Source organism: Mycobacterium barrassiae, from assembly GCF_025822765.1.
In the GTDB taxonomy this organism is placed as follows: domain Bacteria; phylum Actinomycetota; class Actinomycetes; order Mycobacteriales; family Mycobacteriaceae; genus Mycobacterium; species Mycobacterium barrassiae.
On the sequence record NZ_JACKUK010000042.1, the window covers coordinates 66,561 to 81,985 of the forward strand.

14 protein-coding genes and 1 pseudogene are annotated in these 15,425 nt (G+C 64.8%); 11 read left to right on the forward strand and 4 right to left on the reverse strand.

Features of this window, described 5'->3' with window-relative positions:
- Nucleotides 1-10: 10 nt before the first annotated feature.
- Genes H7J93_RS26565 through H7J93_RS26600 form a run of 8 tightly spaced genes read left to right on the forward strand, consistent with a single transcriptional unit; the run spans nt 11 to nt 8,832 of the window.
- Nucleotides 11-1,201 (forward strand): MCE family protein, encoded by a 1,191-nt coding sequence (locus H7J93_RS26565; protein ID WP_267309269.1) that lies wholly within the window; start codon nt 11-13, stop codon nt 1,199-1,201.
- Complete coding sequence (locus tag H7J93_RS26570; RefSeq protein ID WP_267309270.1) at nt 1,201-2,235, forward strand: MCE family protein; 1,035 nt, start codon at nt 1,201-1,203, stop codon at nt 2,233-2,235. Before H7J93_RS26565 ends, H7J93_RS26570 begins: the two co-directional genes overlap by 1 nt.
- Nucleotides 2,228-3,274, forward strand: coding sequence for an MCE family protein (locus H7J93_RS26575; protein ID WP_267309271.1), 1,047 nt, complete (start codon nt 2,228-2,230; stop codon nt 3,272-3,274). Before H7J93_RS26570 ends, H7J93_RS26575 begins: the two co-directional genes overlap by 8 nt.
- Entirely contained in the window at nt 3,271-4,686 is a 1,416-nt protein-coding gene (locus H7J93_RS26580) for an MCE family protein (protein ID WP_267309272.1), read from the forward strand. The genes H7J93_RS26575 and H7J93_RS26580 overlap by 4 nt, the downstream gene beginning before the upstream one ends.
- Nucleotides 4,683-5,879 carry an MCE family protein gene (locus H7J93_RS26585; protein ID WP_267309273.1) on the forward strand — a complete coding sequence of 399 codons (1,197 nt, stop codon included), beginning with the start codon at nt 4,683-4,685 and terminating at the stop codon, nt 5,877-5,879. The genes H7J93_RS26580 and H7J93_RS26585 overlap by 4 nt, the downstream gene beginning before the upstream one ends.
- Nucleotides 5,879-7,648 carry an MCE family protein gene (locus H7J93_RS26590; RefSeq protein ID WP_267309274.1) on the forward strand — a complete coding sequence of 590 codons (1,770 nt, stop codon included), beginning with the start codon at nt 5,879-5,881 and terminating at the stop codon, nt 7,646-7,648. Before H7J93_RS26585 ends, H7J93_RS26590 begins: the two co-directional genes overlap by 1 nt.
- Nucleotides 7,649-8,344: an Rv1363c family protein gene (locus tag H7J93_RS26595; RefSeq protein WP_267309275.1), complete on the forward strand. Its 696-nt coding sequence runs from the start codon at nt 7,649-7,651 to the stop codon at nt 8,342-8,344. It begins immediately after the preceding gene.
- Nucleotides 8,344-8,832, forward strand: coding sequence for a mammalian cell entry protein (locus H7J93_RS26600; protein WP_267309276.1), 489 nt, complete (start codon nt 8,344-8,346; stop codon nt 8,830-8,832). The genes H7J93_RS26595 and H7J93_RS26600 overlap by 1 nt, the downstream gene beginning before the upstream one ends.
- Here H7J93_RS26600 and H7J93_RS26605 read toward each other — a convergent pair.
- From H7J93_RS26605 to H7J93_RS26620, 4 genes are all read right to left on the reverse strand, one after another.
- Nucleotides 8,819-10,285, reverse strand: coding sequence for an alpha,alpha-trehalose-phosphate synthase (UDP-forming) (locus H7J93_RS26605; protein ID WP_267309277.1), 1,467 nt, complete (start codon nt 10,283-10,285; stop codon nt 8,819-8,821). The genes H7J93_RS26600 and H7J93_RS26605 overlap by 14 nt on opposite strands.
- Complete coding sequence (locus H7J93_RS26610) at nt 10,286-10,450, reverse strand: hypothetical protein (RefSeq protein WP_110810588.1); 165 nt, start codon at nt 10,448-10,450, stop codon at nt 10,286-10,288.
- A 53-nt stretch (nt 10,451-10,503) separates the two neighbouring features.
- Complete coding sequence (locus H7J93_RS26615; RefSeq protein WP_267309278.1) at nt 10,504-10,893, reverse strand: intersectin-EH binding protein Ibp1; 390 nt, start codon at nt 10,891-10,893, stop codon at nt 10,504-10,506.
- A 94-nt stretch (nt 10,894-10,987) separates the two neighbouring features.
- Nucleotides 10,988-11,338 carry an intersectin-EH binding protein Ibp1 gene (locus H7J93_RS26620; protein ID WP_267309279.1) on the reverse strand — a complete coding sequence of 117 codons (351 nt, stop codon included), beginning with the start codon at nt 11,336-11,338 and terminating at the stop codon, nt 10,988-10,990.
- Between the two features lie 525 nt (nt 11,339-11,863).
- Here H7J93_RS26620 and H7J93_RS26625 point away from each other — a divergent pair.
- From H7J93_RS26625 to H7J93_RS29525, 3 genes and pseudogenes are all read left to right on the forward strand, one after another.
- A complete protein-coding gene (locus tag H7J93_RS26625) occupies nt 11,864-12,838 on the forward strand; it encodes an enoyl-CoA hydratase (protein ID WP_276022468.1) in 975 nt (324 codons plus the stop codon).
- A 45-nt stretch (nt 12,839-12,883) separates the two neighbouring features.
- The gene (locus H7J93_RS26630) at nt 12,884-13,720 is read left to right on the forward strand and encodes an SDR family oxidoreductase (protein WP_267309281.1); all 837 of its coding nucleotides are present in this window, start codon (nt 12,884-12,886) and stop codon (nt 13,718-13,720) included.
- A 106-nt stretch (nt 13,721-13,826) separates the two neighbouring features.
- Nucleotides 13,827-15,252, forward strand: a pseudogene (locus H7J93_RS29525) (HNH endonuclease signature motif containing protein); the annotation flags it as partial.
- Between the last annotated feature and the right edge of the window lie 173 nt (nt 15,253-15,425).

Consider the following 15,425-nt stretch of genomic DNA (forward strand, 5'->3'; position numbering starts at 1 on the left):
GGGAGAGAACGTGTCGAGGACTGTCGCGATAAGGATCGCCGCCCTGGTGCTGGCGGCGATCATCGTGGCGTTCACGGTGTTCACCTATCTCGCCTACAGCGCCGCGTTCACACCGACCGAAACCGTGACGGTGAACTCGTCACGAGCCGGTCTGGTGATGGACAAGGAAGCCAAGGTCAAGTACCGCGGCATCCAGATCGGCAAGGTCGAAGACATCAGCTATTCCGGTGATCATGCGACGTTGACGCTCGCCATCAACCGTGACCAGATGCGCTACGTCCCGTCGAACGCGCCCGTACGTATCGGCAGCACAACGGTGTTCGGTGCGAAGTCGGTGGAGTTCCTCGCGCCGCCGCAGCCGTCCGGTACGTCACTGCGCCCAGGAGCCGTCGTCCAGGCCGAGTCGGTGCAGCTGGAAGCCAACACGTTGTTCCAGACGCTGATCGACGTGCTCAACAAGATCAATCCGATACACCTGAACGCGACCATGTCGGCCCTCGCCGAGGGTTTGCGTGGTCACGGTGATGACTTCGGCTCCACCATGGCGGGCCTGAATCAATATCTCGCAGAGTTGAACCCGAAGCTGCCGACGGTTGAGACTCTTCTCTCACAGACAGCGACGGTGGCGAACATCTACGGCGATGCCGGCCCCGATCTGGTCACCGTGATCAACAATGCGCCCATCATCAGCAAGACGATCGTCGATGAGAAAGAGAACCTGAACGCGACGTTGCTCGCGACAATCGGGTTGGCGGAAGAGGGATCCGCGACGCTGGAGCCGGGGGCAGATGACTACATCGCCGCGATCCAGCGGTTGCGGGCGCCCTTGAAGGTGCTCGGCGACTACTCACCCGAATTCGGCTGCATAATCCAAGGCGTTGCCATCGGTAACCAGCGAGGCGCATCCATCCTCGGCGGCATGAAGCCCGGCGCGATGGTCAGTTCCAGCTTCGTGCTGGGTGTTCCGTCCTACACCTACCCCGAGAGCCTGCCGATCGTGAACGCGACGGGTGGTCCGAACTGCCGCGGTCTTCCCAACATCCCCAGCCTGCAGTACGGCGGTACGTTCTTCAGGTCACCGTTCCTGGTCACCGACAACGCGTACATCCCTTACGAGCCGTTCACCGAGGTGCAGGTCGACGCCCCATCGACGTTCCAGTTCCTGTTCAACGGTGCATTCGCAGAACGGGATGATTTCTGATGAGCCACCGGGGAGTCCTCATCAAGGTGAGCATCTTCGTGGTGGTCATGTTGGTGGTCGCCGCCGGTTTGGTGGTGATCTTCGGCGAGTTCCGCTTCTCTGCCACGAATCGCTATCACGCCACGTTCACCGACGCCTCGCACCTCGAAGGCGGCAACGACGTGCGGATCGCCGGCGTTCCGGTGGGCACCGTCGAGGATGTGAAGCTGAATCCCGACAACACTGTCGACGTGGCCTTCACGCTCGACAAGAAGTATCAGGTGTACACGTCGACGCGAGCGATGATCCGCTATGAAAACCTGGTCGGCGACCGATTCATGGAGATCACCTCTGGTCCTGGCGAACTTCGTAAACTCCCCAAAGGCAGCACCATTCCGAAGCAGAACACGCAGCCGGCACTCGATCTCGACGCGCTGCTCGGTGGCCTGCGTCCGGTGGTGAAGGGGCTCAATGGTGAGCAGGTCGGCCAGATCAGCAATGCGATCCTCGAGTTGCTGCAGGGCGAGGGGGGTGCGCTGTCTCGACTGCTTTCGGAGACAGGAACATTCAGCCAGACCCTGGGTGATCGCTATGAAGTGATTTCAGGGGTGATCCAGAATCTCAACCAGGTGTTGGGCACCATCGACGAGAAGAGCGTGGAGTTCGACGCCAGCATCGACGAGCTTCAGAAGCTGGTCACCGGACTGTCGGAAGGCCGGGATCCGATCGCGGGGGCCATTCCGCCGCTGGCGTCGGCCGAAAATGACCTGACCGACATGCTGGTCAATTCACGGCGGCCGCTGCAGGGTGTGCTCGAGAACCTGCGCCCGCTGTCGACCGAGCTCGACACCCGCAAGGCCGAGGTCAATCGGGTCCTCGAACCATTGGCCGAGAACTACCTACGGCTCAATTCGCTTGGTGCGTACGGGTCGTACTTCAACTACTACATCTGCGAAGCGAAACTGAAATTCAACGGACCGGCAGGCAGCGACATCTTCCTACCGATCGGTGGCGTCCCCGATCCGTCGAAGGGCAGGTGCTCTGAAAATGGATAAGACGATTCGGGCAGGCATTTTCGGCATCGCCGTGGTGGTGTGTGTTCTGCTGGTCGCGTTCGGCTACAACACGCTCCCGTTCTATCCGCAGGGCAAGTCCTACGAGGCCTTCTTCGCCGATGCCGGTGGCATCTCGCCAGGCAACGACGTCAACATCTCCGGCATCACGGTGGGCAAGGTGACCGACGTCGGCCTGGCCGGCGAGACCGCAAAGGTGACATTTACCGTCGACCGCAAGATCAGGTTGGGGGATCAGACGCTCGTCTCGATCCGGACCGACACCGTCTTGGGGGAGCGGTCGCTTGGCGTCGTCCCACAGGGCAGCGGGTCGGTGGATTCGATTCCGTTGGCCCGCACCACAGTTCCGTACACCTTGAACATGGCACTGCAGGATCTCGGCCAGAACTCCGCTTCGCTCAACAAGGACCAGCTGACGCAGGCGTTGCGCGTGCTGACCGACTCCTTCCGCGACGCGACGCCTGAGCTTCGTCGCACGCTCGACGGGGTCGCGGAGTTGTCGCGCAGCATCAACGCCAATGATGAAGCGCTGGGCCAGCTGCTCGCCCGCGCGAAGTCGGTGACCGCAGTGGTCGCCGACCGGGCCACTCAGGTGAATCAGCTCGTCAACGACGGCAACCTGCTCTTCGCCGCGCTCGACGAACGGCGCACCGCGCTGAGCAATCTGATCGCCGGCATCGACGATGTGTCACAGCAGATTTCGGGATTTGTGGCCGACAACCGCCGCGAGTTCGGCCCGGCACTGAAGAAACTCAATCTGGTGCTGGACAACCTGCTTGAACGACGTGAGCACATCAGCGAAGCACTGAAGCGGTTGCCGCCGTACGCGACCGCCCTCGGCGAGTCGGTCGGCTCGGCCCCGGGCTTCATGGTCAACCTGCCCAACGCGATACCGAACAACACGCAGGAGGCCCTACTGCTGGACCTCTACTTCCAGCCGGGCAAGATTCCCGACAGCCTCTCTGACCTGCTGCGCGGCTTCCTGTCCGAGCGCATCATCATAAGGCCGAAGAACCCATGAGCCGCCTGCTGCGTTTCGGGATCATCGGCGCACTTGTGGTGGCGCTGATCGGTGGCGTGTCCGTGATCTGGCCACGGGTGTCCACCTACCGGGTGGACGGATACTTCACCTCCGCTTCGGGCCTGTACCCGGGTGACGAAGTCCGCGTCGTCGGCGTTCCGATCGGCACGATCGAATCGATCGAACCGCAGGCCGACGCCGTCAAGGTCACCATGAGGCTGAAGGACGGCGTCAAAGTCCCTGCCGACGCGCGCGCGGTGATCATGGCGCCGAACCTGGTGTCCGCGCGGTTCATCCAGCTGACTCCTGTTTACCAACAGGGCGCCGAGATGCAGGACGGCGGCAGAATCGACCTCAACCGCACGGCGGTGCCCGTGGAGTGGGACGAGGTCAAGACCGAGCTGACCAGGCTCAGCCAGCAACTCGGACCCTCGTCGGGTCAGGTTCAGGGGCCGCTGAGCGAGTTCGTCAATCAGGCCGCCGATACGTTCGACGGCAACGGTGATTCGTTCCGGCAGGCCTTGCGGGAACTGTCACAGACGGCGGGGCGGCTCGGTGACTCGAGCACCGACCTGTTCGACACGGTGAAGAACCTGCAGATACTGGTCGACGCGCTGTCGAAGAGCAACGAGCAGATCGTCCAATTCAGTGGACATCTGGCCTCGGTCTCTCAGGTGCTGGCCGACAGCTCGGTGGGCTTGAACGACACCCTGGGCAGTCTCAACCAGGCGCTGTCGGACGTGCGTGGATTCCTCGACGAGAACAACGAGGTTCTGGTCGCCAACATCGACCGGTTGACCGACTTCACCAGCATTCTGACCAACCAGACCGACGACGTCGAGCAGATACTGCACGTACTGCCGAACGCGATGGCGAACTTCTACAACATCTACAACCCCGCACAGGGCACGGCCAACGGCGTTCTCGGTCTGCCGGAGTTCGCCAACCCGGTGCAGTTCATCTGCGGGAACTTCGACGGCGCGGGAACGCCCGACTACGATAAGCGTGCCGAGATCTGCCGCCAGCGGATGGCGCCGGTGCTGAAGCGCCTCGCGATGAACTACCCGCCCTTCATGGAGCACGGGATCAACACGATCACCGCCTACAAGGGGCAGGTCATCTACGACACCCCGGCGACCGAAGCCAAGGCGAAAACCTATATCCCGTACCTGGAGTGGATTCCCGCCGACGGCCGGTTCCCGCCGCGTGCAGGCAACGAAGGCGACCCCAGCGCGTTGCTGCTGCCCCAGAGCCCGGCTCCCGGACCGCCGCCGCCGGCGCAGCCGTACACGCTCGGGCCAGTGATACTGCCGCCGGGACCCGCGCCTGCCGGTCCGCCACCCGGCCCGGCTCCCGGTCCGCCCCCTGGTCCGCTTCCGGCCGAGGCCGCTGCCCCGGGAGGTGGGGGATGACCCGAAAGTCGTTGAGAGTCAACGCTGGACGAGTGACCCGGCGGACCCTTGTCATCGGTTCCGGCGCGATGCTGCTCGCAGGCTGTTCGTTCGGCGGCTTGAACTCGCTGAACATGCCGGGCACCGCAGGCCACGGCAAGGGTTCGTTCTCCATCACGGTGGAAGTGCCCGATGTGGCGACGCTGCCGCAGAACTCGCCCGTGATGGTCGACAACGTCACGGTCGGCAGCGTGTCGGGGATCGAGGCCGTACAGCGCTCGGACGGCTCGTTCTACGCGGCGGTGGAGCTCTCGCTGGACGAGAACGTCAAGTTGCCCGCCAATGCCACCGTGATGGTCGCGCAGACGTCGCTGTTGGGCTCGCAGCACATCGCGCTGGCGCCGCCGGTCGGCCAACCACCGGTCGGTGAATTGCGTGACGGGGCCAAGCTCCCGCTGGACCAGGGCAGCCGCTATCCGACGACCGAGGAAGTGCTTTCGGCGTTGGGTGTGGTGGTCAACAAGGGCAATCTCGGTGCGCTGCAAGACATCACGCAGGAGGTCTACAACGCGGTGGCCGGCCGTGAAGGCCAGTTCGCCGGTTTGATCCCGCGACTTGCCGAGCTGGCCGCGTCGTTGAATCGGCAGACCGAGGACATCATCGCCACGGCAGAGGGCCTGAACCGATTCGCCGGTGTCCTCGCACGAAGCAGGGACAGCCTGGGTCGGGCGCTCGACACGCTTCCCGGGGCATTGCGGGTGCTCAACGAGAACCGGGCCGACATCATCGACGCGTTCGCCGCACTGCAGCGGTTGGGCACAGTAGCGTCGCGCATCCTGTCCGAAACGAAAGACGACTTCGCCCAGGACATCATCGATGTGTACAAGATGATCAAGCCGGTCAACGATGTCCGTGCGGATCTGGTGACCAGTCTGGACAGCTTCGCAACCTTTCCGTTCCCCGGTAAGAACCTGAAGCGGGTGGCCAGGGGCGATTACTTCAACATCTTCTCCGTGTTCGATCTGACCATTCGCCGGCTCGGGGAAACCATCTTCACGACGTCGTTCTTCGACCCGAACATGAAGCGCCTCGCCGAAGTCGTGAACCCGCCGGAATTTCTCACCGGGCAGATGGCGAATCTGTCTGGGCAGGCTGCGGATCCGTTCACGATCCCGGCCGGCACCGCATCCGGTCAGGAGGTGCCGCCGAACTGATGTTCAATCGAACTGCACGAATCCAGCTGTGGGTCTTCGTCGTCGTGACGGTGTTCTCCGTCGGCGCGATCGCCCTCTTCTACGTGCGGATTCCGGCTCGGCTGGGCCTCGGTACGTATGAAGTGACCGCGAATTTCGTGGCCGGTGGTGGGTTGTACGAGAACTCGAATGTCACCTACCGCGGTGTGCAGGCCGGCCGAGTCGAGTCGGTGAAGCTGACTGACGGCGGTGTGGTCGCACACATGCGGATCAACAGTGATGTCAAGATCCCGGCGAACTCGACCGCCACCGTCAAGAGTGTGTCCGCGATCGGTGAACAGTACGTGGATTTCGTTCCACCCTCCGATCCTTCGCCGGAGGTGTTGCGCAACGGTGCAAGCATCCCGAAGGACCAGACGGCGATACCGCAGGATGTCGCAGAGTTGCTGCGCGAGGCCGACCAGTTGGTGAGCAGCCTCGATAACACCCGGCTACAGGACCTGCTGCGTGACACGTTCGAGGCGTTCAACGGTTCGGGGCCCGAACTTGCGCGGCTCCTCGATTCGGCACGGGCCCTGATCGACCAGGCCAACGCGAGTTGGCCGGAGACCTCCGCGCTGATCGACCAGTCCGGACCGCTCTTGGAAGCGCAGATACGCAGCGGCGACGACATCCGGTCGCTGTCCGACGGTCTCGCGCGCTTCACCAGCGAGGTGGCCGGGGCCGATCCGCAGCTGCGCTCGCTGCTCGCGAACGCACCGAGTGCAGCCGCCGAAGCCAGCGAGACGTTCGCGGGCATTCGTCCGTCGTTCCCGGTACTCGCGGCGAATCTGGCCAATTTCGGGCGCGTCGGCGTGATCTATCACAGGTCGATCGAACAGGCGCTGGTCATCTTCCCTGCGCTGCAGGCGTCGCTGTTGACGATCGGCGGTCAGCTTCCCGCCGACGAGGGCGGCAAGCAGGACTTCAAGATCTCGATCAATGATCCGCCGCCCTGCAACACGGGCTTCTTGCCGCCGTCGGAAATTCGCACGCCGGGCGACACGACGCTGCGCGAACTGCCGACGGACATGTATTGCAAGGTCGCGCAGAACGATCCGATGGTGGTCCGTGGCGCGAGGAACTACCCCTGTCAGGAGTTTCCAGGGAAGCGCGCGCCGACCATTCAGTTGTGCCGCGACCCGAAGGGATACGTCCCGATTGGCAACAGCCCGTGGCGGGGCCCGCCGGTGCCGATCGGCACACCGGTGGACGTGATGGAGGACGACACGCCTGAGGACGGGCGAAACGTCCTGCCGCCCAACAAGTTCCCCTATATTCCACCGGAGGCCGATCCGGACCCGGGCTATCCCGTTCCGCCGGGTGCGGTGCCGCCCGGCGTGCAGCCCGGTCCTGGGCCTGCGCCCCATCAGCCGTGGCCGTACATCCCGCCGCCGAACCAGGGGCCTCCGCCGCCGCCCTACACGGCGTGGATACCGCCTGCGCCGTATCCAAATGCGTGGCCGCCGCCTGCGTTCCCGCCGGGGTGGGCGACCAATCCGCCGCTGTTCGCCGGACCGTATTACGAAGGTCCGCAAGCCCCGCCGGCTCCGCCGGCACCCGCTCCGCCGCCCCCGCCTGCGCCGGCGAACCCACCGCAGGCCAGTGGCGCTGCCTATGGGACGTACGATCAGCACACGGGAGTTTTCGTGGACCCGGCCGGCGGTACCGGTGTGTATGCCCCGGGTGCCGCTGATCTGCGGCCGCAAGAGAATTGGGTAGACCTCATGCTGTATCCGGACCAGGTGTAAATGGCATCCACTCCGACCACTCAGAAGAAACCTGTACGTCGCCGCGCGACCCGCCCTGCCGGTCCGACCGGCGGTACGGCCGCGACGGCCACCGGCACCACCGCCGTGCCCGTTTCGGCGGCGGACACGAAGGGCGTGATCACCAAAGTCCGCAAGACTGCGCCCCCGCCGCGCCGGCAGCCGCATCGACGCCTGGTCGCCGTCGTCGCCTTGGTATGCGGGGTCATCGCGACGGCTGTCCTCGGCGCTGGTGTCGTGGCACTGAACGTCCAGAAGCAGCACGCAGAAGCCGCCCAGGCACGCAACCAGCGTTTCGTCGACACCGCGACACAGACCGTGGTGAACATGTTCAGCTTCAAGCAGGACACGATCGATGAGACCGTCGACCGGTTCTACGACAGCACCAGCGGGCCGTTGCGCGACATGTTCAGCCAGAACAACAACGTGGAGAATCTCAAGGCCATTTTCCGCGAGACCGGCGGCAGCTCGGAGACCGTGATCAACGGCGCCGCATTGGAAAACGTCGACGAGGTCAGCAAGAAGGCATCGGTGTTGGTGTCGGCGCGAGTCACCGCCGCCGATATGAACGGCAACAACCGGCCGTCGCAGCCCTACCGCCTGAGAATCATCGTCCAGGAGGATGACGAGGGTCGGATGACGGCATACGACCTCAACTACCCCAACGGCGGCAACTGATGCGACGGATCCTCACTGGCGTCGCCTGCCTGCTGGCCGTTGCGTTCGTCGGCCTGGCCGCGGTGGGCGGCGCGCTTTATTGGCAGCGAGTGGAGACGCGCGGTGAGCAAGCAGCCCGCGACGAGCTCGGGCCGTTGGCGAAGAAGCAGATTCCGGCCGTCTTCACCTACGACTACAAGACCGTGGAGAGCAATCTCACCGAGGCGTACAGCATGCTTACGCCCACGTACCGCAAGGAATTCGAGGATCGGGCGAACTCCGACATCATTCCGCAGGCGCGGGCCCGCGAGTTGGTCAGCCAAACCAACGTGGTCGGCGTCGGAGTGTTGGAAGCCCAGCGCAATTCGGCCGCGGTGATGGTCTACATCAATCGGACGGTCTCGGAGAAGTCGAACCGCGATCAGCCGATATATGACGGTGCGCGACTCCGCGTCGATTATCAGCGCATCGACGGCAAGTGGTTGATCAACTACATCAAACCGATCTAGGCGAGTCTTCTCGCGTTGCGGTCAACGCCTCGAGGAACGACCGCGCCCACAGGTCGACGTCGTGCACCAGCACCTGACGGCGTAGCGCCCTCATGCGCCGCCTGCCCTCCTCCGGCGTCTGATTCAACGCGGCCTCGATGGCGTCCTTGACACCTTCGAGGTGATGGGGGTTGGCCAGGTAGGCCTGGCGGAGTTCGGCTGCGGCACCGGTGAATTCGCTGAGTACCAGCGCGCCGCCGAGGTCGCTGCGACACGCGACGTACTCCTTGGCGACCAGGTTCATCCCGTCCCGCAGCGGGGTCACCAGCATGACGTCGGCTGCGACAAAGAATGCGATCAACTCTTCGCGGGGAATCGGGCGGTGCAGGTAGTGCACGATCGGATGACCGATATCGCCGTGTTCGCCGTTGATGTGGCCGACCTGACGCTCGATGCTCTCACGCATCGCGATGTAGCTCTCGACGCGTTCCCGGCTTGGCGTCGCGAGCTGAACCAACACTGTGTCATCACGTTTCGCACGATGCTCGTCGAGCAGCTCCGAGAACGCCTTCAGCCGGACGTCGATGCCCTTGGTGTAGTCCAGTCGATCGACCCCGAGCAGGATCTTGCGCGGATTGCCGAGTTCGGTGCGAATCTCACGCGCCCGCTGCCGGATCGCTCGTGAGCGAGACTGTTGGTCGAGTGCCGTGGAGTCGATGGAGATCGGGAAGGCGCCGACTTTGACCGTGCGGAAACCGACCTCGATCTCGCCGAATCGGGATCGCACACCGACAGTTGCGCGAGAGGCGTTGGCGCCCACGAGGCGTCGCGCCAGGATCAGGAAATTCTGTGCGCCGCCGGGCAAGTGGAAACCGACGAGGTCGGCGCCGAGCAGACCCTCGATGATCTCGGTGCGCCATGGCATTTGCAGGAACAGCTCGACCGGTGGGAACGGGATGTGCAGGAAGAAGCCGATGGTGAGATCGGGTCGCAGCTGGCGCAGCATCTTCGGAACCAACTGCAGCTGGTAGTCCTGAACCCAGACCGTGGCCCCCTCGGCCGCGGTTTTGGCCGTCGTCTCCGCGAAGCGCCGGTTCACCTCGACGTATCGGTCCCACCATTCACGGTGATAGATCGGCTTGACGATCACATCGTGATACAGCGGCCACAGCGCTGCGTTCGAGAAGCCCTCGTAGTACTCGGCGACGTCCTGCGCGGATAAATTGACCGGGCACAGCAGCATGTCGTCCTGCTGGATCGGCTCGTCGCCTGCATCGGGAATGCCCGGCCAACCGATCCACGCCCCGCGTCGCTTACGCAGTAGCGGCTCCAACGCGGTCACGAGGCCGCCGGGGCTCCGCTTCCATGTCGTGGTGCCGTCGGGCAGCCGCTCCATGTCGATCGGCAGCCGGTTGGCCACCACGACAAAGTCGGAATCCCCGGAGCTGACCTTGCGGCCGCGCCCCGGACTCACTTACGCCTCGAGCTTCGAGGGACCAATGCCGAGCATCGAAAGGAACACCCGGCACTCCTCCGCGTCGTTCGCGTACGCGGCGACGACGCGCCTGGCCTGGCGCGCGGTGCTGTCGGCAAGCGGTTCGACGTCGCCAATATCGGCGGGATCAGATTTCGCAGGCATACGTCAACTCTAGGCGATGAGGCCATCGCCCCTGTTCGGCGGCTTCCGGACAGTTAGTTGGTCACCGTCGGGCTGTGGCCGACCGTGGACTGCGGCACCGGCTGCGGCCCAGCAGCCTGTCCCTGCTCGGCAAGGCCGATGCACTCGCCGGAGTTGTGTCCGGTGCAGGGGATCGCGCCGCCGCCGCCGGGGAGATTCACGACCGGCATGTCCGGGTTGCCCGCGGACGTCGAGAACGGCGACGGGCCGGAGTTCGGAACGGTGTGCGGGACACAGTTGCCGGTGAACTGATCGGCTTCTTCACCGCCGGGGCATCCCTGCGCAACCGGTGCGGCGTCGATGGTCGGCACCGTGAATACGGCGATCGCGGGAGCCGCAGCAACCGCGACCGCAAACCCGCCGGCAAGGATCAGTCGTCGAGCTGAGAGCTGTAAGGTCGCCATGGTCACGCTTTCTGTAGTTAGGCCGGTCGTCGGCATGGATTGTATGGAAGCTGAAAGGTTTCTGCACAGCTTCGGGGAGTTCCCGCGTATTCGGTCATGGGCTGGAGCTGATGGTCGAACGCGGGGTCACGTTCGGTAGGAGGGCCTGATCCTCCGAAAGTCCGATGCACTCGCCTGCGTTGCCGCCGGTGCACGGAATCCCGTCGATCTCGGGAACATCCGGGTTGGCCGCGGTCGTGGTGAAACCCTGAGGGCCGCTGTTCGGCACCATGTAGGGGACGCAGGTGGTCGTGAAGACGTCTGCCTCTTCACCGCCCGTGCATTGGGCCTGCGCGATACCGGGCTCAGGCGCCGAGTACGCGGCTATCGCAGGGGCCGCGGCGGCTGCGAGAACGAAGGCACCCATGACCAGGTGCCGCCGGATCGCGAATGTGGGAGTTGCCATTCCACAATTCTACTGATTCGTCCGAGTTTCTGCGTGGAGGCGACGCACAGCTACGGGCCGAAGCTCACGCTGGTGTGCGGCCGAACCATGGAATCTGCGCCTGCTGTTTCTAGGCACTCCCCTGAATTGTTGCCGCTGCAGGGGATCCCGTCGATTGAGGGGGGGGCCGGGCTCCGGGGATACGGGGGTTCGGCTACGAAGTCCGGGTTGCACGTCGTCGCACAGATCGGCCGATTCGCCTGCGGGGCAGGCTGCTAGCCCAGTCGCAGGGGTATGGGACGTCGACAGTGCCGTCAGGGCGGCAACGTCACGGCGGCGAGCGCGAATCCGGGCTATCGTCATGTCCCAACGGCTCCGTGTTTGCTGAGAATCGACAGAACCCGTCCCAGCGCTTCGCATCGAAAAGTTGAAGTCGATTTGCAGCAAACAGAATAGCGATGGCTTCGCGGTGAGGACATGTGCAGCTGTGAGTTGGCTGCATAGTTGCTGTGGTACCGCTGAGCAGTCGCTTGGCGGGGCACCGTAATGTGCAAGCTGTCTTACTACGCGAGCGAGGTGGTCGGTGTGGCTAGCCCTGATCTGACAAGTTCCGGACCTGCCGGAGGCGAAGCGCCCCAACAGGTCACTTACGAGACGTTGGACGACGGACGTATCGCGCGGATCTGGCTCAACCGTCCCGATGCCCAGAACGCTCAGTCCCGAACATTGTTGGTGCAGCTGGACGAGGCCTTCGGCCGAGCTGAGGCCGATGACGAGGTCCGGGTGGTGATTCTGGCGGCGCGCGGCAAAAACTTCTCGGCCGGACATGACCTCGGTTCGGAAGCGGCGCTGGCGGAGCGCGCACCAGGACCCAACCAGCACCCGACGTTCACCATCAACGGTGCGACGCGGAACGCCGTCGCCGAGAAGACATACCTGCAGGAATGGCACTACTTCTTCGAGAACACCCGCCGCTGGCGGGATCTGCGCAAGATCACCATCGCGCAGGTGCAGGGCAACGCGATCTCGGCCGCGCTGATGCTGATCTGGGCGTGCGATCTGATCGTTGCTGCCGACGACGCAAAATTCAGCGACGTCGTCGCCGTACGTATGGGTATGCCCGGTGTGGAGTATTACGCGCACCCTTGGGAATTCGGTGCCCGCAAGGCGAAAGAGCTTCTGCTGACCGGTGATTCGATTGACGCGGATGAGGCCTACCGGCTGGGGATGGTGTCGAAGATCTTCAAGCGTGATGAGCTCGAGGACAAGACACTCGAGTTCGCCCGGCGTATCGCCGAGCGGCCCACCATGGCCGCGCTGCTGGTCAAGGACTCGGTCAATGCCGCAGCCGACGCGATGGGTTTCACCGAAGCGCTTCGGCACGCGTTCCACATCCACGAGCTCGGGCATGCGCACTGGGCGGCGGCGAACGAGAACCGCTACCCGGTGGGCCTGCCGCCCGATGTGCCGGACTGGCGCACGCTGGGAGCGCCCAAGCTCGCACGCCACGACGAGCCGTGACGTATAACTAGAACCTGTTCTAGTCGGCGGACGAAGGGGTCTGTGGTGCAGCTGTCATTGACGGGGCAAACGGTACTGGTCACCGGTGGTGGGAGTGGCATCGGCAAGGGCGTTGCCGCCGCGGTGGTGGCCGCCGGAGGCAATGCGATGCTCGTGGGCCGGAATGCCGACCGACTCTCCGCAGCGGCCGATGAGATCGGCGCTCAGGGCGGTCCGGGTTCGGTGCTCTACGAGCCCGCAGACGTCACCAACGAGGACGAGGTCGCGCGTGCGGTGGAGGCGGCCACTGCCTGGACAGGCAGGCTGTACGGCGTCGTGCACTGTGCCGGCGGCAGCGAGACGATCGGACCGGTCACGCAGATCGATTCCGAGGCGTGGCGGCGCACTGTCGACTTGAACATCAACGGCACCATGTATGTGCTCAAGCATTCCGCTCGGGAGATGGTTCGCGGAGGCGGTGGATCGTTCATCGGCATTTCGTCGATCGCGGCCAGCAATACGCACCGATGGTTCGGTGCCTACGGGGTCTCCAAGGCGGGAATCGACCATCTGATGCAGCTGGCCGCAGACGAACTCGGCGCATCGTGGGTGCGGGTGAACTGCATCCGGCCGGGCCTTATTCGCACCGAACTCGTTGCGCCGGTACTCGATTCGCCTGAGCTCAGCGCCGACTACGCGGCCTGCACTCCGTTGCCGCGGCCGGGCGAGGTCGAGGACATCGCGAACTGTGCGCTGTTCCTGCTAAGCGACGCCGCGAGCTACATCACCGGACAGGTGATCAACGTCGACGGGGGAGTGCTGGTTCGCCGCGGTCCCGATTACTCCTCGATGCTCGAGCCGCTGTTCGGGGCGGACGGTCTGCGCGGAGTCGTTGCGCAGTAGTTCGTCAGGAAGACCGGGCCCGCGGGTTATCCCCAATTGCGGTTTTGTCCACAGGCTGGGGTTTGGTTGGTGGTGGGGCGTCGANGGGCTGGTTAGTGTCGAATGTATGTTCGATGCGTTGGTGGAGGAGGCGATCCGGAGCCGGGCNCCGGCCGCGGTGGGGGCCTGGGCCCGGTTGGAGAACGCCGCCTGCGCCCACCGGCTGTTGGCCTGCGCTGATGAGCTGGACCGNATGTATGCCGCCTCGGGGTCGGTCGAGCGTGAGCAGTGGTGTTTTGACAACTGGAGCGCGGTCGCGGCGTCGATCGCCGCCGCCCAACACGTGTCCTTGGGGGTGGCCTCGCATCAACTGTCGATCGCGCGCGGCCTGCGCGAGCGCCTGCCCCGCGTGGCGCAGGTGTTCGCCACCGGCGCGGTGAACTACCGGCTGGTGTCGACGGTGGTGGCGCGCACCCGGCTGATCAACGACCCCGCCGTGATGGCCCAGGTGGACACCGCGATCGCCACACGGCTGCGATGACCCCGAGGCGGTGCGGCGCACCGAATACGCCGCCCAGGGCCTCAAAGTCGATATCCATGATTCCGACGACGGCTCGGGCGCGGTGATCGTGATCGGCCGGCTGATCGTCACCGACGGTGATGCCCTGGATCAGCGGTTGGACGCGATGGCGCGTGCGGTCTGCGACAACGATCCCCGCACCCTGGATCAGCGCCGCTCGGCGGCCCTGGGCGCCATCGGCCACGGCGCCGACCGGCTCACCTGNGGCTGCGGTAATCCTGACTGCCCGGGCGNCGATGCTCAGCCCAGCGCGGTGGTGGTCCATGTCATCGCCCACGAAGACTCGCTGACCGATGACACCCCCGCCCAGCTCGACGGGCAGTTCCCGCTGGCCCCGGCCGACAAGCCGCTACGCGAGATGACCCTCGCCGAGGCGCTGGATAGGCTGCCCGCNCCACCGGCGGCGCCGGCGGCCACNCCGCCGGCGGTGTTGTTGACCGGGGCGATGCTGCCCGCCCCGTTGTTGGCGGCCAAGGTCGCCGGCACCGCCAAACTGGTCCCGATCCGCCACCCCGGCAACACCGCACCCGAGCGGCGCTACATCCCCTCGGCGGTGTTGGCGACGTTTGTGCGCTGCCGCGATATGACGTGTCGGTTCCCCGGCTGTGATGAGCCCGCCCATCACTGCGACATCGACCACACCATCGCCTACCCCACCGGGCCCACCCAAGCCTCCAACCTCAAATGTTTGTGCCGAAAACACCACTTACTGAAAACGTTTTGGGGCTGGCAAGACCAACAGTTCCCCGACGGCACCGTGGTGTGGACCAGCCCAGACGGGCAGCGCTACACCACCCATCCAGGCAGCCGATTACTGTTTCCCACCCTGTGTCGCCCCACCGCACCCGTGGTCCTGCACTCCGCCGCGCCGGTCACCAGCGACGCCCATCGTGGGTTGGCCATGCCGCGCCGCGCCAGCACCCGCGCGCAGAACCGCGCCAAAGCCATCGACGACGAACGCGCCCACAACCAANGGTCCTGCACTCCGCCGCGCCGGTCACCAGCGACGCCCATCGTGGGTTGGCCATGCCGCGCCGCGCCAGCACCCGCGCGCAGAACCGCGCCAAAGCCATCGACGACGAACGCGCCCACAACCAAACCGCCCGCCACGCCGAAGCCGAACACCAAGCCCGCGAACCAGTCAAC